Source organism: uncultured Zhongshania sp. (genome assembly GCF_963975605.1).
Taxonomy (GTDB): domain Bacteria; phylum Pseudomonadota; class Gammaproteobacteria; order Pseudomonadales; family Spongiibacteraceae; genus Spongiibacter; species Spongiibacter aquimaris.
The window spans coordinates 118673-134826 of the sequence record NZ_CAXBHN010000006.1; the positions used below are offsets into that span (position 1 = coordinate 118673).

A 16154-nucleotide genomic window follows, 5' to 3' on the forward strand; every position below is an offset into this window, starting at 1 on the left:
TAAGCCCGTCTGTTTTTTGTTTGCGGTTCTCTTAGTATCCGGCCTCGGTGCCGCTGAGTTTGGCAGTGCAACTGTGGCGGAAGTGCGTACTATCTATGACGGAGATACCTTTCGGGTAAATATTGCCGGTTGGCCGTCGGTGGTTGGCGAGAGTATGCCGGTGAGAATAAAAGGGGTTGATACGCCAGAGCTGCGTGGCAAGTGTCAGTCCGAAAAAGACGCGGCGCGAGCTGCCAAGCAATTCTCTGTCGGTCGGCTTAGAGAAGGGCGGGTCATTGAGTTGCGCTTTATCGAGCGAGATAAATATTTTCGTCTATTGGCCGAGGTTTGGATTGACGGTATGAGTCTTGGTGATCAGTTGATAAGCCAAGGATTTGCGGTGCCTTATACTGGCGGCAAAAAGATCGTCTGGTGCTGAGTGTCAGTATGTCTTGTTAAAATTAGCCTTGCGGTGAGTGGGATTTATGGAGTTTGAAGCGGACTTTTGGTGGGATAGCAAATTTAGCGGTTTGAAATTTGCGGGTTCTATTCACGGTAAGCGCTATGTGTTTGCGATATCACGGACTGCATTGGTAGATTTTTTCCAGACCGCAGATACGGTTGAGCAGGCGATTGAGAACTTCGAGCAGAATCGGCCTCGCTTTGAAAGTATGGTTGAACGGTTTGTTCTTGGGGAGCGCTTGCCTCACGATGATGGCCCTGTCGTGGTTACCTTGTTGCGATGCATCGAGTATCAACTTTAGCGGTGTCCGGTTGCCTAGATAAGCTTGCAGCTCGCAGCCACAATCCGCATAATAGTCGACCTAAAATTTCTATGTTTTTCAATTACTCACGTGGCCTTTAGTAGGGGTCACCACTGAAAGGAAAGTGCAATGCCCGTAATTACCCTTCCTGATGCAAGTCAGCGTGTTTTCGATGCCCCCGTTTCTGTTGCCGATGTCGCCTTTGATATAGGTCCTGGTCTAGCTAAGGCCGCGCTCGCTGGCCGGGTAAATGGCAAGCTTGTCGATACCAGTTTTGTGATTACTGACGACGCCGAACTGGGAATTATCACTGAGCGTGACGAAGAGGGTGTTGATGTTATTCGGCATTCGACCGCGCATTTGTTGGCGATGGCTGTGCAGGATTTGTTTCCTGGCGCACAGGTGACCATCGGCCCCGTTATTGAAGACGGCTTTTATTATGACTTCGCATACGAGCGCGCGTTTACCCCAGAAGATCTGGAGAAAATTGAAGCGCGAATGACCGAACTTTCCTCTGCGGACTTGGCGATATCTCGTGTAGTGATGAGTCGCGAAGAAGCAGTAAAAGCATTTGGCGATCTTGGCGAAGAATATAAAGTCGAAATTATTAAAGATCTGCCTGGTAACGAAGACATCTCTGTTTATAAGCAGGGTGAGTGGATGGACTTGTGTCGCGGCCCTCATGTGCCGAGCACAAGTAAATTGAATGCCTTTAAGTTGACCAAGGTAGCAGGCGCCTATTGGCGTGGTGATCAAGCTAACGCCATGTTGCAGCGTATCTATGGCACGGCGTGGGGTAATAAAAAGGCGCTGAAAGCCTATTTAAATCGTATTGCCGAAGCTGAAAAACGTGATCACCGCAAAGTAGCTAAAAAGCTGGATCTCTTCCATATGCAGGAAGAGGCGCCGGGCATGGTGTTTTGGCACCCCAAGGGTTGGAGTATTTACCAAGCGATTGAGCAATATATGCGCAAGCAGCAGGATAAACATGACTATAAAGAGATACGCACGCCGCAGGTGGTCGATATTTCCCTGTGGGAAAAATCGGGTCACGCCGATAAATTCAGTGACGGTATGTTTACCTTAACAGCGGATGAGCGCAATTTCGCTGTTAAGCCCATGAATTGCCCTTGCCACGTGCAGGTGTTTAATCAGGGTTTGCGAAGCTATCGCGACCTGCCTTTGCGTTTGGCTGAGTTTGGCTCATGTCATCGCAATGAACCTTCCGGTTCCCTGCATGGCATTATGCGGGTGCGTGGTTTTACTCAAGATGATGCGCATATCTTCTGTACTGAAAATCAAATTCAGCCAGAAGTGGCCTCGTTTATCGATTTCCTGCACGAGGTATACGAAGACTTTGGCTTTAGCGAGGTGATTTATCGCCTGTCTACGCGTCCAGAAAAGCGCGTGGGCAGTGAAGAAGATTGGGATCGCGCTGAACAGGCCTTGGCCTTAGCATTAGACAGTAAAGGTTTGCCTTGGGAATTGCTTCCGGGTGAGGGGGCGTTTTACGGCCCCAAAATCGAATTCTCACTAAAAGATTGTATTGGTCGGGTATGGCAGCTGGGTACGATTCAGGTCGACTTCTCAATGCCAGGGCGATTGGGTGCGCAATATGTTGATGAAGCAGGGCAGCGCCAAGTTCCTGTCATGTTGCACCGCGCAATATTGGGCTCCTTTGAGCGCTTTATCGGAATTTTAATCGAACATTACGAAGGTGCATTTCCGGTATGGCTGGCTCCCGTGCAGGCCGTAATTTGTAATATTACGGACAAACAGGCCGAATATGTGAGTAATGTGCAAGATTTATTGCGAGATAGTGGCTTTAGAGTCGATGCGGACTTGAGAAATGAGAAGATCGGCTTTAAAATCCGCGAGCACACAATTCAGAAGGTTCCGTTCTTGTTTGTTGTAGGTGACAACGAGATCGAAACCCAGACTGTTTCGGTACGTGCACGCAGTGGCGAAGATTTGGGGTCGGTATCAATTAATGACCTCAGTAAACTCCTCGCAGATAGCGTAGCTAAACGTAGCCGCGCAAATTCGGAGAACTAGCAATTAAACGCGATAACGCAAAAGGGCGCAGCAAACGTGCGCCGATAAACGAAGAAATTGAAGCTAATGAAGTACGCTTGATCGACGCTGAGGGCAACCAGGTTGGCGTTGTTCCCCTTGCGGAAGCGCTGAAAGCTGCGCAAGAAGCGACATTAGACTTAGTACAGATCACTGATTCGGACCCAATCGTCTGTAAAGTGATGGACTACGGCAAACATGTTTTCGAGGCCAAAAAGCAGCAAGCTGCGGCCCGAAAAAACCAAGTTCGAACCCAGGTTAAGGAAATTAAGTTCCGCCCAGGTACGGAAGACGGGGACTATCAGGTAAAACTACGCAACCTGACACGTTTCCTTGAACACGGAGATAAAGCCAAGGTAACCCTGCGTTACCGCGGTCGTGAGATGGCCCACCAGGAATTGGGTATGCAGCTATTGAAGCGGGTTGAAGAAGACCTTGCTGAATTAGGTTCTGTAGAACAATTTCCTAAAATGGAAGGTCGTCAATTGACCATGGTTATTGCTCCGAAAAAGAAAAAGTAGCGAGCTCTTAGGGCCTACTTGAATTAATTTACATTGAGAATGCGGAGTATCTAACGATGCCAAAACAAAAAGTACACAGCGGGGCGGCAAAACGCTTCAAGAAAACCGGTAGCGGTTATAAGCGTAAAAGCGCTCATAAAAGCCACATCTTGACCAAGATGACCACCAAACGTAAGCGTCAATTACGTGGTACTAGTGCTGTCCATAAGTCGGACAAAGTTCTAGTAGACCGCATGTTGCGCGCCATCTGATAAACGTCATCGAGATTAAGAGGAATATACTATGCCCCGCGTAAAACGTGGTGTGACCGCACACCGTCGTCATAAAAAGATTCTGAAACAAGCCAAAGGTTACTACGGCGCTCGTTCACGTATTTATCGTGTAGCGAAACAAGCGGTAATTAAAGCAGGTCAATATGCTTACCGTGACCGTCGTGCCAAGAAACGCGTATTCCGCGCTTTGTGGATCACTCGTATCAATGCAGGATCACGTGCTAATGGCTTAAGCTATAGCCGTTTGATCGCTGGCTTGAAAAAGGCAGACATCGCTTTAGACCGTCGCGTATTAGCTGACTTGGCAGTACATGACAAAGAAGCCTTTGCTGTGATCGTAGAACGCGCGAAATCAGCCTTAGCTTAAAAAGCGTTTGACCGTTGCGTGGCGGTCATTGTGCTTAGTTTTATTATAGGGAAAGGGCTAGCGCCCTTTCCCTATTTTTGTTTTTAAGACACTAATTTAAGTCACCGCTAATGATGTCCGTGAGGCTCATTAGCGGGGCAGTAGCGCAGAGATTGGGAGCGCAGAATGGAAAATCTTGAAGGCTTGGCGGCGGAAGCGGCGGCAAAAATCAGTGCCGCAACAGACGCGCAGGCGCTGGATCAGGTGCGAGTTGAGTATCTTGGTAAAAAAGGTCACATCACTGCGCTATTAAAAGGGCTTGGTGGCTTGTCTGCAGAAGAGCGGCCCGCAGCGGGCGCAGAAATTAACCGCGTGAAAGAGGCTCTGTCTGATCAGATCTCTGAGTCGAAGCTGCGCCTCGATCAAGCCGCTGTTGATGCGCGTCTTGAGGCTGAAAAAATTGATGTCACCCTGTCTGGCCGAGGTCAGCATGCCGGTGGTCTCCACCCAGTAACTCGCACTATAGAGCGCATCAGTGAATTTTTTGGCAGCATCGGTTTTGAGGTTGTTGAAGGCCCAGAAATTGAAGACGATTATCATAATTTTGAAGCGCTAAATATCCCCGCTCACCACCCAGCGCGCGCCATGCACGATACCTTTTACGTTGATGACTCGATGGTATTGCGCACGCATACATCACCGGTGCAGGTTCGTGTGATGGAGAGTAGCGAACCGCCAATGAAATTGATTTGTCCGGGGCGAGTTTATCGCTGCGACTCGGATTTAACCCATACCCCGATGTTTCATCAGGTGGAAGGGTTATTAATAAGCGAAGACACCAGCTTTGCCGATTTGAAAGGTATGCTTGAATCCTTTTTGCGGAGCTTTTTTGAAAAAGAGCTTAGCGTTCGTTTTAGGCCCTCGTATTTTCCGTTTACTGAACCTTCGGCAGAAGTCGACATCCAGTGTGTAATGTGTGGTGGTGAAGGTTGCCGAGTTTGCAGTCACACTGGCTGGATTGAAATACTGGGTTGCGGCATGGTGCATCCGAGCGTGTTTGAGGCCTCTAATATCGACGCCGAGCGCTTCACGGGCTTTGCCTTTGGTCTAGGTGTTGAGCGCTTGGCAATGTTGCGTTATGGCGTGAATGACCTGCGCTTGTTTTTTGAAAACGATCTGCGTTTTCTCGCCCAATTTAAGTAGGCCGGTTTCTGTGTCTGTAGACAGCTTAAGTACCTGCTAACCAAAAGCTTTTAGATGGAAAGAATATGAAATTCAGTGAACAGTGGTTGCGTGAGTGGGTGAGCCCCGCAGTCGATACCGAACAGCTAGCGGCACGGTTGACCATGGCTGGCTTGGAGGTCGACGCAATCGACCCCGTGGCGGGCAAATTCTCGGGTGTGGTGGTGGCGGAAATAATTGCCGTGCAGCCGCATCCCGATGCAGAGAAGTTGCAGGTTTGTCAGGTGAGCGATGGCAACAGCGAAGTCCAAATCGTGTGTGGTGCTGCAAACGCCCGTGCAGGTATTAAAATTCCCCTGGCGACATTGGGGGCGGTATTGCCTGGCGACTTTAAAATTAAAAAGGCTAAGCTGCGCGGCGTGGAATCTTTTGGCATGTTGTGCGCGGAGCAGGAGCTAGGTCTGGCGGAAAAGTCAGATGGCTTGATGGAGCTGCCAGCAGACGCACCGCTTGGGCAGGATATCCGTGACTACCTTAATTTAGATGATGCGGTCATTGAGCTTGGCTTAACCCCAAATCGCGCGGACTGCTTGAGTCTTCGCGGTATTGCCCGTGAAACAGCGGTGCTGAGTGAGTTAGCGTTTGAAGACAAAGCTATCTCTGCAGTGGCAGCCAGCATAGACGACGTATTGCCTGTGGTCGTGTCAGCGGCTGAAGACTGTCCGCGCTATGTTGGTCGTGTCATTCGCAATGTCGATGTTTCTGCGGCCAGTCCGCTGTGGTTGCAGGAAAAGCTGCGGCGCTGTGGTTTGCGCAGCATAGATGCTGTGGTCGATGTCACTAATTTCATTTTATTGGAATTAGGTCAGCCCATGCATGCGTTTGACTTGGATAAAATAAATGGCGGTATTACCGTGCGCCATGCAGCAGCCGGCGAAGTGGTCGCGCTGTTAGATGGTCAGAGCCTCGAGCTACGCGAAGGTGCACTGCTCATTGCCGATGAGAAACAGCCTTTGGCTCTGGCCGGTATTATGGGGGGCGAGCCATCGTCCGTTACCGATGCGACCGAGCACTTATTTCTTGAGGCGGCCTTTTTTGCGCCGGACAAAATCGCGGGTAGAGCTCGTTCCTATGGACTGCATACCGATTCGTCGCATCGCTTTGAGCGCGGAGTAGATTTTGAGCTGCCCGCGCGCGCAATTGAGCGGGCAACAGCTCTAATCCTAGAAATATGCGGTGGCGAAGCCGGTCCAATTAGCTTCGTAGATAGCCAGCTGCCAGCGCGCGAGCCTATTTTGCTGCGTGAAAAGCGTATCGAGAAGCTATTAGGTATGGCTTTAAGTACAAGCGACGTCGAGTCGATTTTGACGGGCTTGGGTATGTCGGTAAGCCCAACTGAGGGCGGCTGGACAGTTATCGCGCCAAGTTGGCGTTTCGATATAAGTATCGAAGTAGATTTGCTTGAAGAGCTGGCGCGGGTCTATGGCTATAACCGACTGCCGATAACACCCATCAGAGATACCTTAACTATTCGCACGGCGCCAGAGAGCAAGCGTGGCTTGCCGCTAGTTCGACAGCAGCTCGTGGCGAGGGGCTACCAGGAAGCGATTACCTATAGTTTTATCGATCCTGCGATGCATGCGGCTCTGTCAGAGGGGGACGTTGGTGTTGAACTGCTAAACCCAATTTCTGCCGATATGTCTATTATGCGGACAAGCTTGCTTCCCGGCTTATTAAAGACCGCGATGCACAATGCCAAGCGCCAGCAATCGCGTATTCGTTTGTTTGAATCCGGTCTGCGGTTTATTAAGTGCGCTGATGGTATGAAGCAAATACCGACTGTTGCTGCTTTACTCACTGGTCGTCGTGAGCCCGAAAGTTGGAGCGAGAATGGCGAATTAGTCGATTTCTTTGATCTAAAAGCAGATCTAGAAAGCCTCTTGTCGGTGTCGAGCGGCACAATATCATTTAGCGCGGCGAAGTATGCCTCGCTGCACCCCGGCCAGACCGCCGATGTTTTTTGCAATGACGTGCGAATAGGGCGAATCGGTGCACTGCATCCGAGCCTGCAATCGCGCTGGGATTTTGTGAATCCGGTATATTTATTTGAGATCGATTTGCAGCCGATCTTAGAGCGCAGTGTTCCGGTATTTTCTGAGTTGTCGCGTTACCCAGAGGTTCGCCGAGACCTCGCTTTGATAGTAGACCGACGGTTAGCTGCGTCAGAGGTGCTGAGTGCGGTTAGAGAATCTGCGGGTGAAAACCTCAGTGACTTGAAGCTATTTGATATTTATCAGGGTAAAGGTATTGATCCTGAACGAAAAAGTTTGGCGCTGGGCTTGACCTTCCGTCATTCATCGCGCACCCTTAACGAAGAAGAGGTGGGTCAATCGGTTGACGCGGTTGTACAGACCTTGAAGGAGGCATTTGGCGCAAGTTTAAGGAACTAGTGTGATGACGTCCCTCACCAAAGCAGAAATGGCTGAACGACTATACGAAGAGCTGGGCTTTAACAAGCGTGAGGCCAAGGAGCTGGTCGAATTGTTTTTTGAACAAATTCGGCACTGCTTGGAAAACAACGAGCAGGTAAAAATATCTGGCTTCGGGAATTTTGATCTTAGGGATAAGAGTCAGCGTCCTGGACGTAACCCCAAAACCGGTGAGGAGATTCCCATTTCGGCTCGCCGAGTTGTGACGTTCCGGCCCGGGCAAAAACTGAAATCCAGGGTAGAGGACTATGCTGGAACCAAGTCATAACGACGAATTACCACCCATACCGGGAAAACGTTACTTCACCATTGGTGAAGTCAGCGATTTGTGCTTGGTAAAACCTCATGTTCTGCGCTACTGGGAGCAAGAGTTCCCGCAGCTTACGCCGGTGAAACGCCGCGGAAATCGCCGCTATTATCAGCACCAAGACGTGCTAATGATCAGACAGATTCGCAGTTTATTATACGAGCAGGGCTATACCATCGGCGGAGCTCGTCAGCGTATGTCGGGCGATACAGCTAAAGATGAATCCTCACAAACCCGCCAAGTTATTCGGCAAATGCTCGGTGAGCTTGAGGAAGTGTTGAAACTATTGAAAAGATAGTTCACTCAACTTATATCTTGGGGTATGATGCTGCCCCTCAAGTCGGGGCGTAGCGCAGCCTGGTAGCGCACCACACTGGGGGTGTGGGGGTCGCAGGTTCGAATCCTGCCGTTCCGACCAAAAACATATAAATATCAATAGTTTGAGTAGGTTGTTTTTTTTGCCTGAACAAAAGTGAACACTAATTTTTGATATTTGAACAAAACTTAGAAGTACTTCTGCATGAAGAGACTTGGCAAGGAAGCTCGTATTCGCCATAAACGGCGCCTGCTGAAGTTCGCAAATCAAGAAATCTCTCCCTCGTCTGGTTTCAGACCACCTGTAAATTTGTATGAAATAGCCTGTCCTCCGGGTTACAAAATCCTGAATGCGCCATTGAATATCTCCATTGAGGGTGCGGAAGTTCAAAGAAGTTTTCTTACCTTCTTTGAACTTCTGAATGATACGGTAAAAGTTGGTCGTGTATTTATATCGTTTCAGAAAACCTGCTCTGCGTCGGCTGCGGGACTTGTTCTGTTTGTCGCGAACATAGATCTGTTGATAGGTACTTACGGGCAAGGTAGATTGGCTTGTTCGTCGCTGGCTGAGAACAAATTCGTTAACCGCGTATTGCGTGTGAGCGGAATAATCACTCTAATTCGTACTGGCGACTATGTTAAATTGGATGGTGGCGTTATTCCCGTTGTCAAAGGTAATACTGGCTCCCAAATACATGACCTGATTGATGCGATACTTAAAACTTATTTTAATGACAAAATAGAGGCTTTGAGTGAGCAAAAGATATCTACTGCCTTAACCGAGGCTGTGCTCAACGTGCAATATCATGCTTATGAGGGGGTGCCGGAGCCTAAAATAGGGCAATCAAAGCCGTGGTGGTTTTTGACAGAGGTTTCAAATCAGACGCTATCATTGGCGCTATATGACTTTGGGATAGGTATCCCTGCCAGCTTGCCTAGAAAGGATTTTTTCGAGAAATTGGCAGCTATTTTTTCAGTAAATGATGATGCCGATATGATAGAGGCATCATTGGAAACGTCGAGAACAAGAACAAATCTCGATCAGCATGGTAAGGGAGGCCGAGATATCAAGGCGCTGGTTGAGACCAGTGCCGGTGCGCATTTAGTGATTTACAGTAACGCTGGTGTATATCAGATATCGCGCAACGGTGAGTCGAACATCTCGAAAGAGAAGTTCTCTATGAAGAAGCCGCTGCGTGGGACGTTGATACAGTGGCAGATCCCTTTAGAGAGTTTTAAGAATGAAGACCATTGATGTCGCGAATGCTTTTTCAAAAAGGCCTTACGGCCGCTATCGAGAGGATGGGCCATTCAGTGGGCAGGACTTCCGAGATAAGCATATCGTCCCAGCCTTAAAGAATATTGGAAATGACAAGCTAAATGTGGATTTGTCTGGATCTCGGCGCTACGGCTCTTCTTTTCTTGATGAAAGCTTTGGTGGTTTAGTCAGGGTGGGATTTGACGTCAAGTTTCTCAAGTCTCATCTCGAGATTACGCATAATGAATTGCCTAGTATTGTTGAGCTATGTTGGTTGTATATCCTGCAGGCAGATAGTAAAGAATGACTGCTGGCGAAGTTGGCTTAGTCATTAGCCTCATTACTTGGGCTATTATTCTTTGGAATACACGTGCGCTAGCTTTTCGGACAGAAACGCGAGCCCTCTGTGAAAAAATTTATACTATCGATGCTTCTGTTAGTGAAAATGCTATAGGTCTTTGGGTTTCAGATATGAAGATCTCTCAAGCAGAAGTTGAGCGGCTACTTATTCAGATAGGTCGTTTGGAAATATATTTGCAGCATCTTGAGAGTAGAGAGTCTGCGTTTAAGCTCCCGGATAATCTTTTGGCTGAGTACCGTGGTTCGCTTACGCATTCCATCGAGAGTGCTGCCAGCTTACCTGAAAATGAAAAACTTGATGCGGCAAACAAGATTGCTGAGGATTCGACGCGATTGCAGCAGCATATTGAAACTAGTTATTTGAATACATACTTAACATTTTTTAAGCGCAACAGGATGGGTTTGCGCAAATAGCACCTAGGTTTTCTCTGTTTAAAACTCCCCACCCATAACCTCTGCAGGCATCACTAACCCAATTTCAGTCCATTTGGTTTCGTGGCCTGCTAGGTATCCTTCCGTTATTTTCTCTTCTGTGTGTGCTATTAGTTGCTGAATGTCTGCGGTGGTGTATCCCGCGCGTCGGTATAGGTCGCTTGATAGGGCGCGCACTTCGTGTAGTCCTGGGCGTGCTGCCGGGGTGTGGGGGTCGCAGGTTCGAATCCTGCCGTTCCGACCAATATTTAGGGGTTGAATTAACCCCTGATATTTTCCTTCTGATTTTCTGTATTTCACCCCTGTTTCGTTAATTTTTCCTGATATCTATCCTAACTGTGTGCTGCCTGGTGTGAATGATGGGCTTTCTACCTTGGCTGAGCAGGCCGTGGTAATTGATTTTGCTTGTCTTTGAATATAGTAACCCCAGCTAAGTAACTGTTAAGTCAATAGTATTGTCATTTATATGATTTTGGTGAAGTGCTAGACTTTTGGGTTGGCAGCTTTTATTCTTCGTCAGACTAAAATTATAAAAATACCTTGGGTGCTTACTTCAAAAAATACGTGTCTTGCTCGCCGTGTTGCATACGCTTGCTTTTGTGATGCCTTAATTGCATTGTGGCGGTAGAGTAATACACAAAATAATAAGAAGAATTTTATGGTTCAAATAGGTGTGTCTCGCCGTACCGCGCGGGGGTTTTCTGTTCAACGTCTCATTGCATTGTTAGCGATTGCGCTGGCATTGGGTGTTATTTCGTTTCTATTGTGGAAAACATTGCGAAATCCGCTCGAAACGGGCTTGCACATCATTCGATTAGAGCAATTGGATACCGCCGCCAAAGCGGATGCTGAGCTCAATCAGCAGATCGCCAGGGGACGGTTATCCCTTGATTCTGGGCCGCAGGAGCTAGAGCTGTCACGAGATCGCTTTACAGTTGCCCAGGAGGCTGTCAGCAGTGGTCAAGCGAGTTTGGCGGGATTGGCGCAGCCGATTGATGCGGCGCTTGCGCATTACAATGCCGTCGCTCAGTCCAAACTTAGTCTTCTCAATGATTACTCTGCCAAGCTGGCACGCTTAGCCCAGCATTTTTCCGTGTTGCGCGTTGCTGGTATTTCACTATTGAGTGCGCCATCTGTGAATGCCTCGGAAGAGCTGCGTAAAAATGTAATGTCTATTTTGCGTGAAGCGACGGCCTACGGCATTCAATCGTCGCCAACGAATGGCGGCTATATTGACGAGCTTGGCCAAGAAATTGTTGCCGCTGAAGAAGGCTTAGCAAATGACGCCGAGCGCGGTGCAGTCAGGCATTTATTGAATACGGTTGATTCTTTGCGCAGCGCCGCTGATCAGCTTCAAGTTTTGACCGAAGAATTTGATGCTGTGCCTAGTGGGCCGGCACTGTACGATTTGCGGACCGCCTACGAGAAACATTTCTATAATTTGCAAAGTACAGCGCGCAGCTATCGGCAAACCCTCGCCGTGTATGCGGTTGCGTTGCTGCTGGCCTTCGGTGTGATCGCGGTTCGATTGCGTTCGAGTTTCTCGACCTTGGACAGTTTGAACAGTGAGTTGCAGAATGCCAACGTCAATCTAGAGCAAATAGTCGATAAGCGTACGCAGGCACTGAGTAAGGCGCTAGACGATCTAAAAATGCAGCAAGGGCAGTTAATTCAGTCGGAGAAAATGGCTTCGCTAGGTCAAATGGTAGCCGGTGTAGCGCACGAGATTAATACCCCGCTAGGTTATGCATCGAGTAATGTCGAGATTGTCAGGGAGACGATGCAGGCTATGGATGGGGAGGTTGATGCCGAGAGTATTCTTGAGTTCGATACTCTTCTTGCAGATACCGAGTACGGTCTAAAACAAATTGCTGAGTTGGTAATGAGTCTGAAAGACTTCAGTCGTGTTGATCGCTCGCAATCGCAGTTGTTTGATTTGAACGAGGGCATCGAGACCGCACTTAAGATTTGCAATAGTCAGCTTAAAGATGGCGTTAAAGTCACAAGAATGTTCGCTGATCTACCGGAAATAAGCTGTGCGCCGTCGCAATTAAATCAAGTGTTCTTGAACCTTATCACCAACGCCGCGCAGGCAATGGACGGCAAGGGGCAAATTTGTATTCGCACCAGTGTTGTTGATGACAATGTGGAAGTGGCGATTAGTGACTCCGGAAGTGGTATGGATGAAGAAACTCGCGCCCATATTTTTGAGCCGTTTTTTACAACCAAACCGGTGGGTAAAGGCACGGGTCTTGGCTTGTCTATTGTGTTCCGTATTATCGAAGATCACGGTGGCACCATTCGAGTGGAATCCGAACTAGGTAAAGGAACGGAGTTTTTTATTCGCCTACCAATAGTGGGTGCGAGTAAAAGCGAAGACGTTATATCAGAGCAAGATGTGGTGGTGCTTGGAGATGCATAAAGTATGAATATGAATGTTGATACTGCGACAGAAGAACCCCGCGCGCGAATTTTATTTGTGGATGATGAACCTCGTATCCTAATAGCGCTGAAAGCATTGTTTAGGCGGGACTACGATGTGGTTACCGCCTCTTCGGGTGAGGCCGCTCTGGAGATTCTCCGGCAGGGTGATGTGGACGTCGTAGTTAGCGATCAGCGCATGCCAGAGATGACTGGCGTGGAGGTTTTACGTAAAGCTAAGGATCTTCGGCCACGGGCGATTCGAGTTCTACTGACGGGCTACTCAGATCTGAGTGCGATCCTGGCGGCGATAAATGACGGTGAGATTTTTCGTTTTATCAATAAGCCTTGGTCAAATGTTGATTTGCGGTCAACTATTGCCGCTGCGGTTAAGGCATCGGCAGTTGATTATGTGAAAGAAACGGTTGCTGCCGAAGAGGATTTAACGGAGCGCGTCCACATCCCAGGTATCGATGATGTCGGCACATTGATTCTGGATGATGATGAATCCACTCGGAACACCTTACAGCGTGTATTGGGTCGCGAGCGTTCGGTTTATACCGCATCGAATCTAGATGAAGGTCTAAACCTTTTAGAGCAGCATAAGATTGGTGTCATTGTGACCGAGATTGCGGTGGGGGGGGAGGTCGTCACTGATTTGCTGGCCGCCTTGCGGCAACACCATCCTAGTTTAGTGGCGATAGTGTTAACCGCAAAATCTGATGCTGAGCAGGGTATTGATCTTATCAACCGTGGCCAGATTTATCGCTTTCTCAGTAAGCCCGTCAGCGAAGGTTTATTGCGTGGCAGCGTTAACTTGGCGATGCGAAGATTTGAAATATTACAAAAGCATCCCGCGCAAACCTTGCGTCTTGCAGCAGAAGCTACACCGACTCCGCCGCCACAGTCTGATCGTCGCGGTGTGTTTCAGAGAATTGGGCGCTTGTTTGGTATGACGGCATGAGCAATTTTTGGGGAGTTGCTGAATGAATGATGCAGTAGGCACAATTGAGCAAAAACTGGGGTTGGGGCAGTCCGCAGAGTCGGTGATCGCGATCGCCCTCCTGTGCGTTTGTGCGGCGGCGGGATTGGCTGCGTGGTTGCTTTCCGGTGATGAGGCACCTGCGTTTAGCGCCGATAAAAGTGTGGTCGCGAAGGTCGCGACTGTGCAAGGTAATGAAAAATTGCAGTCTGAAGAGCAGGCGGTACTGGCTGAATGGCAGAGTCGCTTAGATGGCGAGTTTAGTCAGCGCGAACAAAATTTACGGCAACAGGCGCAGTTGGTGACTATGCAGCAGCAATCTGAGGCTCTGGCAATGGCGCAAGCTTCAGCGGAAGCTGCAGCTCGTGCTGCTGAGGTCGCTGAGGCGAGAGCGCAAAATGCTGAGAAAGAGCGTCAAGCGGCCTTAGCTAAAATGCGCGAAAAACCCGCTGACGTAGCGGCGGCTGAAGTAAAGACTCAGCCCAAGCTTGCATCGGCGTCGTTGCCTGTTAGTTCTGCGCCGGCAGTGAATACCGCGACTGTGCCGGCAAGTATTGACTGGAGTAGTTGCGCGCGTCCGGAATACCCTGATGAATCAGTTCGTTTTGGTCAGCAGGGTACGGTAACTATGTCGTTTTCGGTTGACGCTGAAGGTAATCCTAGCGATGGTAGGGTCGTTGACTCCAGTGGGACGCGACGTTTGGATTATCGCGCCTTATCTGCTTTATCACGCTGTCAGTTTGAGCCGGAGCGGGTAAATGGCACCGCGGTAGCATCCTTGGCCCAAGTGCGTTTTACCTGGAAGCTGACGCGTTAAACGGCGGGGTTTTCAGGTTTGCTGCCATGTGTTGGGTAGCTGATCTTTTAAGCGGTAGGCGAAGGCAATAATTTCGGCTACTGCGATATACAGTTCTCTCGGTATTTCATTGTCGAGCTCAACCCGCGATAACAATTGTATCAACTGACTATTTTGGTAGATTGGAATGTCGTGTTGAGTCGCAATTTCAAGTATTTGACGCGCAACTTCCCCCTCTCCCTTGGCACTGACGATAGGTGCATTTTGTCCGTCGTAGTGTAGCGAAACGGCAATTTCTCCTGGCTTATTCGTGTTCATGCTTGGGTATCCAATAAAGCCTTTGAATAGGCCTCTGATGCATTAATGGTAATCTTTTCGCTGAGGCATTGTACGCTTTGAGTGTTCACTCCTTGTGCCTCTAGAGCTTCCACGAGCTCGTGTTGCTTTCGCTCTATCAATTTACTGGTTGCCTTGTTTTCGGCAGTGAAGCGAATATCGAGCTCGGGTGCTTGTGATACTCGGACGCAAATAGGCCCTAGGCCCGGTAAGTCAAAGCTTAAGTTAATAGCCCAGTTATGTTGAGGCTTATCCGCCGACTTCTCGGCGTGTTGCTGTTCGTGCTCGGTTTGTTCAAATTTATGCAAATGGAGTTGCCATACATCAATGCCGTCATTGCCGCGGACTGGAAGTTCCACCATATATTGCGCTTGTGATTTATCGCTTTGCTGCAGATGCAATAGTTGATGAGACTCTTGGCGGGCGAGGCTGCCTCGCACATCTCGCAATACTTGCTGCAGCACCTCAAGCTCAGCATCGGCAAATTGAATACTTGCTCCTTGACGGCTTTGCGGGCGAAGCTCACCGGGTAATTCGGGCTTGGTAGGCTTGTCGGTGACGTTCTGGGGATAGTGCTCGACGGTTGTCTTGTTGTTCGGATACCCAGAATTCAATAGCGGGCTTGACCTTGATTGCGGCGCATATTCTTTCGCTAGCGTTGATCGCTTTGTTATCGAGCCGTCGCCATGAATGGTAGATTCTGTGGCTGGTTTACTAGCTGCCAGCTGGGTAGTAATTTGCCGGCTGAGTTTTAATAGTGCCTGCTTTAAATCTCCAGTAGGTGTTTTACCCTGCGCTAATTGGCTCTCTAGAAACAAGCCACTTTGCATGATGGCTTGGCGTAATTCGGCCGGATTGGACGATTGCGCTTTGCTCGCAATAGCTTCAATGAACTCTTTGCCTAGTGTTGCCAGCGGGTGCTGTTTGGGTAAATTGCTTAGTTTGCCAAGGTTGGCTAATAGATGGCTTACGCTTTGTTGTTGAGGCAGCGCGGCGCGCAGTTGGCTTTGGATCAGGCCGATCTCCCCTTTAAGTATTTGTAGTTGAGGTCTTTGCTTATGATCTTTTCCGGTAACCTGTAGTAATAGTTTTTCGCCATGGCGAAGCGCCGTTTGGCTTTCTGCCATTAGCTTTAAATTCCCAGACGCTAACTCATAGAGATGTTCTGCACGCTGGCCCACGACAACGGCTGTTAACACGCGATCAATAGCCAATACAGGCGCAGGTCCCGCTGGCCTATTAAATGCGGCGGGCTGGGTGGCAAAGCTGGGATTGATAATGACCATTTCTATATCGTGTCCGCAGATCTCATGGGGTACGT

The 16154-nt window shown here is 49.0% G+C and carries 19 protein-coding genes and 1 tRNA gene; 17 read left to right on the forward strand and 3 right to left on the reverse strand.

The annotated features are described in order from the left end of the window. The first annotated feature begins 16 nt into the window (after positions 1–16). The 14 genes from AAC007_RS07880 (at position 17) to AAC007_RS07945 (ending at position 10280) form a co-directional block, all read left to right on the forward strand. Complete coding sequence (locus tag AAC007_RS07880) at positions 17–418, forward strand: thermonuclease family protein (RefSeq protein ID WP_339675786.1); 402 nt, start codon at positions 17–19, stop codon at positions 416–418. A gap of 46 nt (positions 419–464) precedes the next feature. Further along, positions 465–743 carry a DUF1488 family protein gene (locus tag AAC007_RS07885; protein WP_219041919.1) on the forward strand — a complete coding sequence of 93 codons (279 nt, stop codon included), beginning with the start codon at positions 465–467 and terminating at the stop codon, positions 741–743. A 129-nt stretch (positions 744–872) separates the two neighbouring features. After that, positions 873–2798 (forward strand): threonine--tRNA ligase, encoded by a 1926-nt coding sequence (thrS, locus tag AAC007_RS07890; RefSeq protein WP_339675787.1) that lies wholly within the window; start codon positions 873–875, stop codon positions 2796–2798. A 2-nt stretch (positions 2799–2800) separates the two neighbouring features. Beyond that, positions 2801–3337 carry a translation initiation factor IF-3 gene (gene infC, locus AAC007_RS07895; protein WP_219043066.1) on the forward strand — a complete coding sequence of 179 codons (537 nt, stop codon included), beginning with the start codon at positions 2801–2803 and terminating at the stop codon, positions 3335–3337. A 56-nt stretch (positions 3338–3393) separates the two neighbouring features. Continuing rightward, a complete protein-coding gene (gene rpmI / locus AAC007_RS07900; RefSeq protein WP_008247190.1) occupies positions 3394–3588 on the forward strand; it encodes a 50S ribosomal protein L35 in 195 nt (64 codons plus the stop codon). Positions 3589–3619: 31 nt separating this feature from the next. Then, entirely contained in the window at positions 3620–3976 is a 357-nt protein-coding gene (gene rplT, locus AAC007_RS07905; protein WP_103685876.1) for a 50S ribosomal protein L20, read from the forward strand. A gap of 165 nt (positions 3977–4141) precedes the next feature. Further along, on the forward strand, positions 4142–5158 hold the full coding sequence (gene pheS, locus AAC007_RS07910) for a phenylalanine--tRNA ligase subunit alpha (RefSeq protein ID WP_339675798.1): 1017 nt from the start codon (positions 4142–4144) through the stop codon (positions 5156–5158). 65 nt (positions 5159–5223) lie between these two features. Continuing rightward, a complete protein-coding gene (gene pheT / locus AAC007_RS07915; RefSeq protein WP_339675801.1) occupies positions 5224–7587 on the forward strand; it encodes a phenylalanine--tRNA ligase subunit beta in 2364 nt (787 codons plus the stop codon). 4 nt (positions 7588–7591) lie between these two features. Next, positions 7592–7894 (forward strand): integration host factor subunit alpha, encoded by a 303-nt coding sequence (gene ihfA, locus AAC007_RS07920; protein WP_103685879.1) that lies wholly within the window; start codon positions 7592–7594, stop codon positions 7892–7894. Continuing rightward, entirely contained in the window at positions 7875–8231 is a 357-nt protein-coding gene (locus AAC007_RS07925) for a MerR family transcriptional regulator (RefSeq protein WP_295871179.1), read from the forward strand. Before ihfA ends, AAC007_RS07925 begins: the two co-directional genes overlap by 20 nt. Before the next feature lie 43 nt (positions 8232–8274). Further along, a tRNA-Pro gene (locus AAC007_RS07930) sits at positions 8275–8351 on the forward strand. Positions 8352–8453: 102 nt separating this feature from the next. Then, positions 8454–9503 (forward strand): hypothetical protein, encoded by a 1050-nt coding sequence (locus AAC007_RS07935; protein ID WP_339675804.1) that lies wholly within the window; start codon positions 8454–8456, stop codon positions 9501–9503. Continuing rightward, complete coding sequence (locus tag AAC007_RS07940) at positions 9490–9813, forward strand: STAS-like domain-containing protein (RefSeq protein WP_339675805.1); 324 nt, start codon at positions 9490–9492, stop codon at positions 9811–9813. Before AAC007_RS07935 ends, AAC007_RS07940 begins: the two co-directional genes overlap by 14 nt. Next, entirely contained in the window at positions 9810–10280 is a 471-nt protein-coding gene (locus tag AAC007_RS07945; RefSeq protein ID WP_339675806.1) for a hypothetical protein, read from the forward strand. Before AAC007_RS07940 ends, AAC007_RS07945 begins: the two co-directional genes overlap by 4 nt. An 18-nt stretch (positions 10281–10298) precedes the next feature. On the opposite strand, the gene AAC007_RS07950 is transcribed toward AAC007_RS07945, so the two are convergent. Then, positions 10299–10475 carry a hypothetical protein gene (locus AAC007_RS07950; RefSeq protein WP_339675807.1) on the reverse strand — a complete coding sequence of 59 codons (177 nt, stop codon included), beginning with the start codon at positions 10473–10475 and terminating at the stop codon, positions 10299–10301. Between the two features lie 481 nt (positions 10476–10956). Here AAC007_RS07950 and AAC007_RS07955 point away from each other — a divergent pair, with 481 nt between their 5' ends. The 3 genes from AAC007_RS07955 to AAC007_RS07965 are packed head-to-tail and all read left to right on the forward strand — an operon-like array spanning position 10957 to position 14518. After that, entirely contained in the window at positions 10957–12720 is a 1764-nt protein-coding gene (locus AAC007_RS07955) for an ATP-binding protein (protein WP_339675808.1), read from the forward strand. A gap of 3 nt (positions 12721–12723) precedes the next feature. Continuing rightward, complete coding sequence (locus AAC007_RS07960; protein ID WP_339675809.1) at positions 12724–13683, forward strand: response regulator; 960 nt, start codon at positions 12724–12726, stop codon at positions 13681–13683. Between the two features lie 22 nt (positions 13684–13705). Further along, entirely contained in the window at positions 13706–14518 is an 813-nt protein-coding gene (locus tag AAC007_RS07965; protein WP_339675810.1) for an energy transducer TonB, read from the forward strand. Between the two features lie 12 nt (positions 14519–14530). On the opposite strand, the gene AAC007_RS07970 is transcribed toward AAC007_RS07965, so the two are convergent. Continuing rightward, the gene (locus tag AAC007_RS07970) at positions 14531–14815 is read right to left on the reverse strand and encodes an EscU/YscU/HrcU family type III secretion system export apparatus switch protein (RefSeq protein WP_295871193.1); all 285 of its coding nucleotides are present in this window, start codon (positions 14813–14815) and stop codon (positions 14531–14533) included. Next, positions 14812–16119 (reverse strand): flagellar hook-length control protein FliK, encoded by a 1308-nt coding sequence (locus AAC007_RS07975; RefSeq protein ID WP_339675813.1) that lies wholly within the window; start codon positions 16117–16119, stop codon positions 14812–14814. Before AAC007_RS07975 ends, AAC007_RS07970 begins: the two co-directional genes overlap by 4 nt. Between the last annotated feature and the right edge of the window lie 35 nt (positions 16120–16154).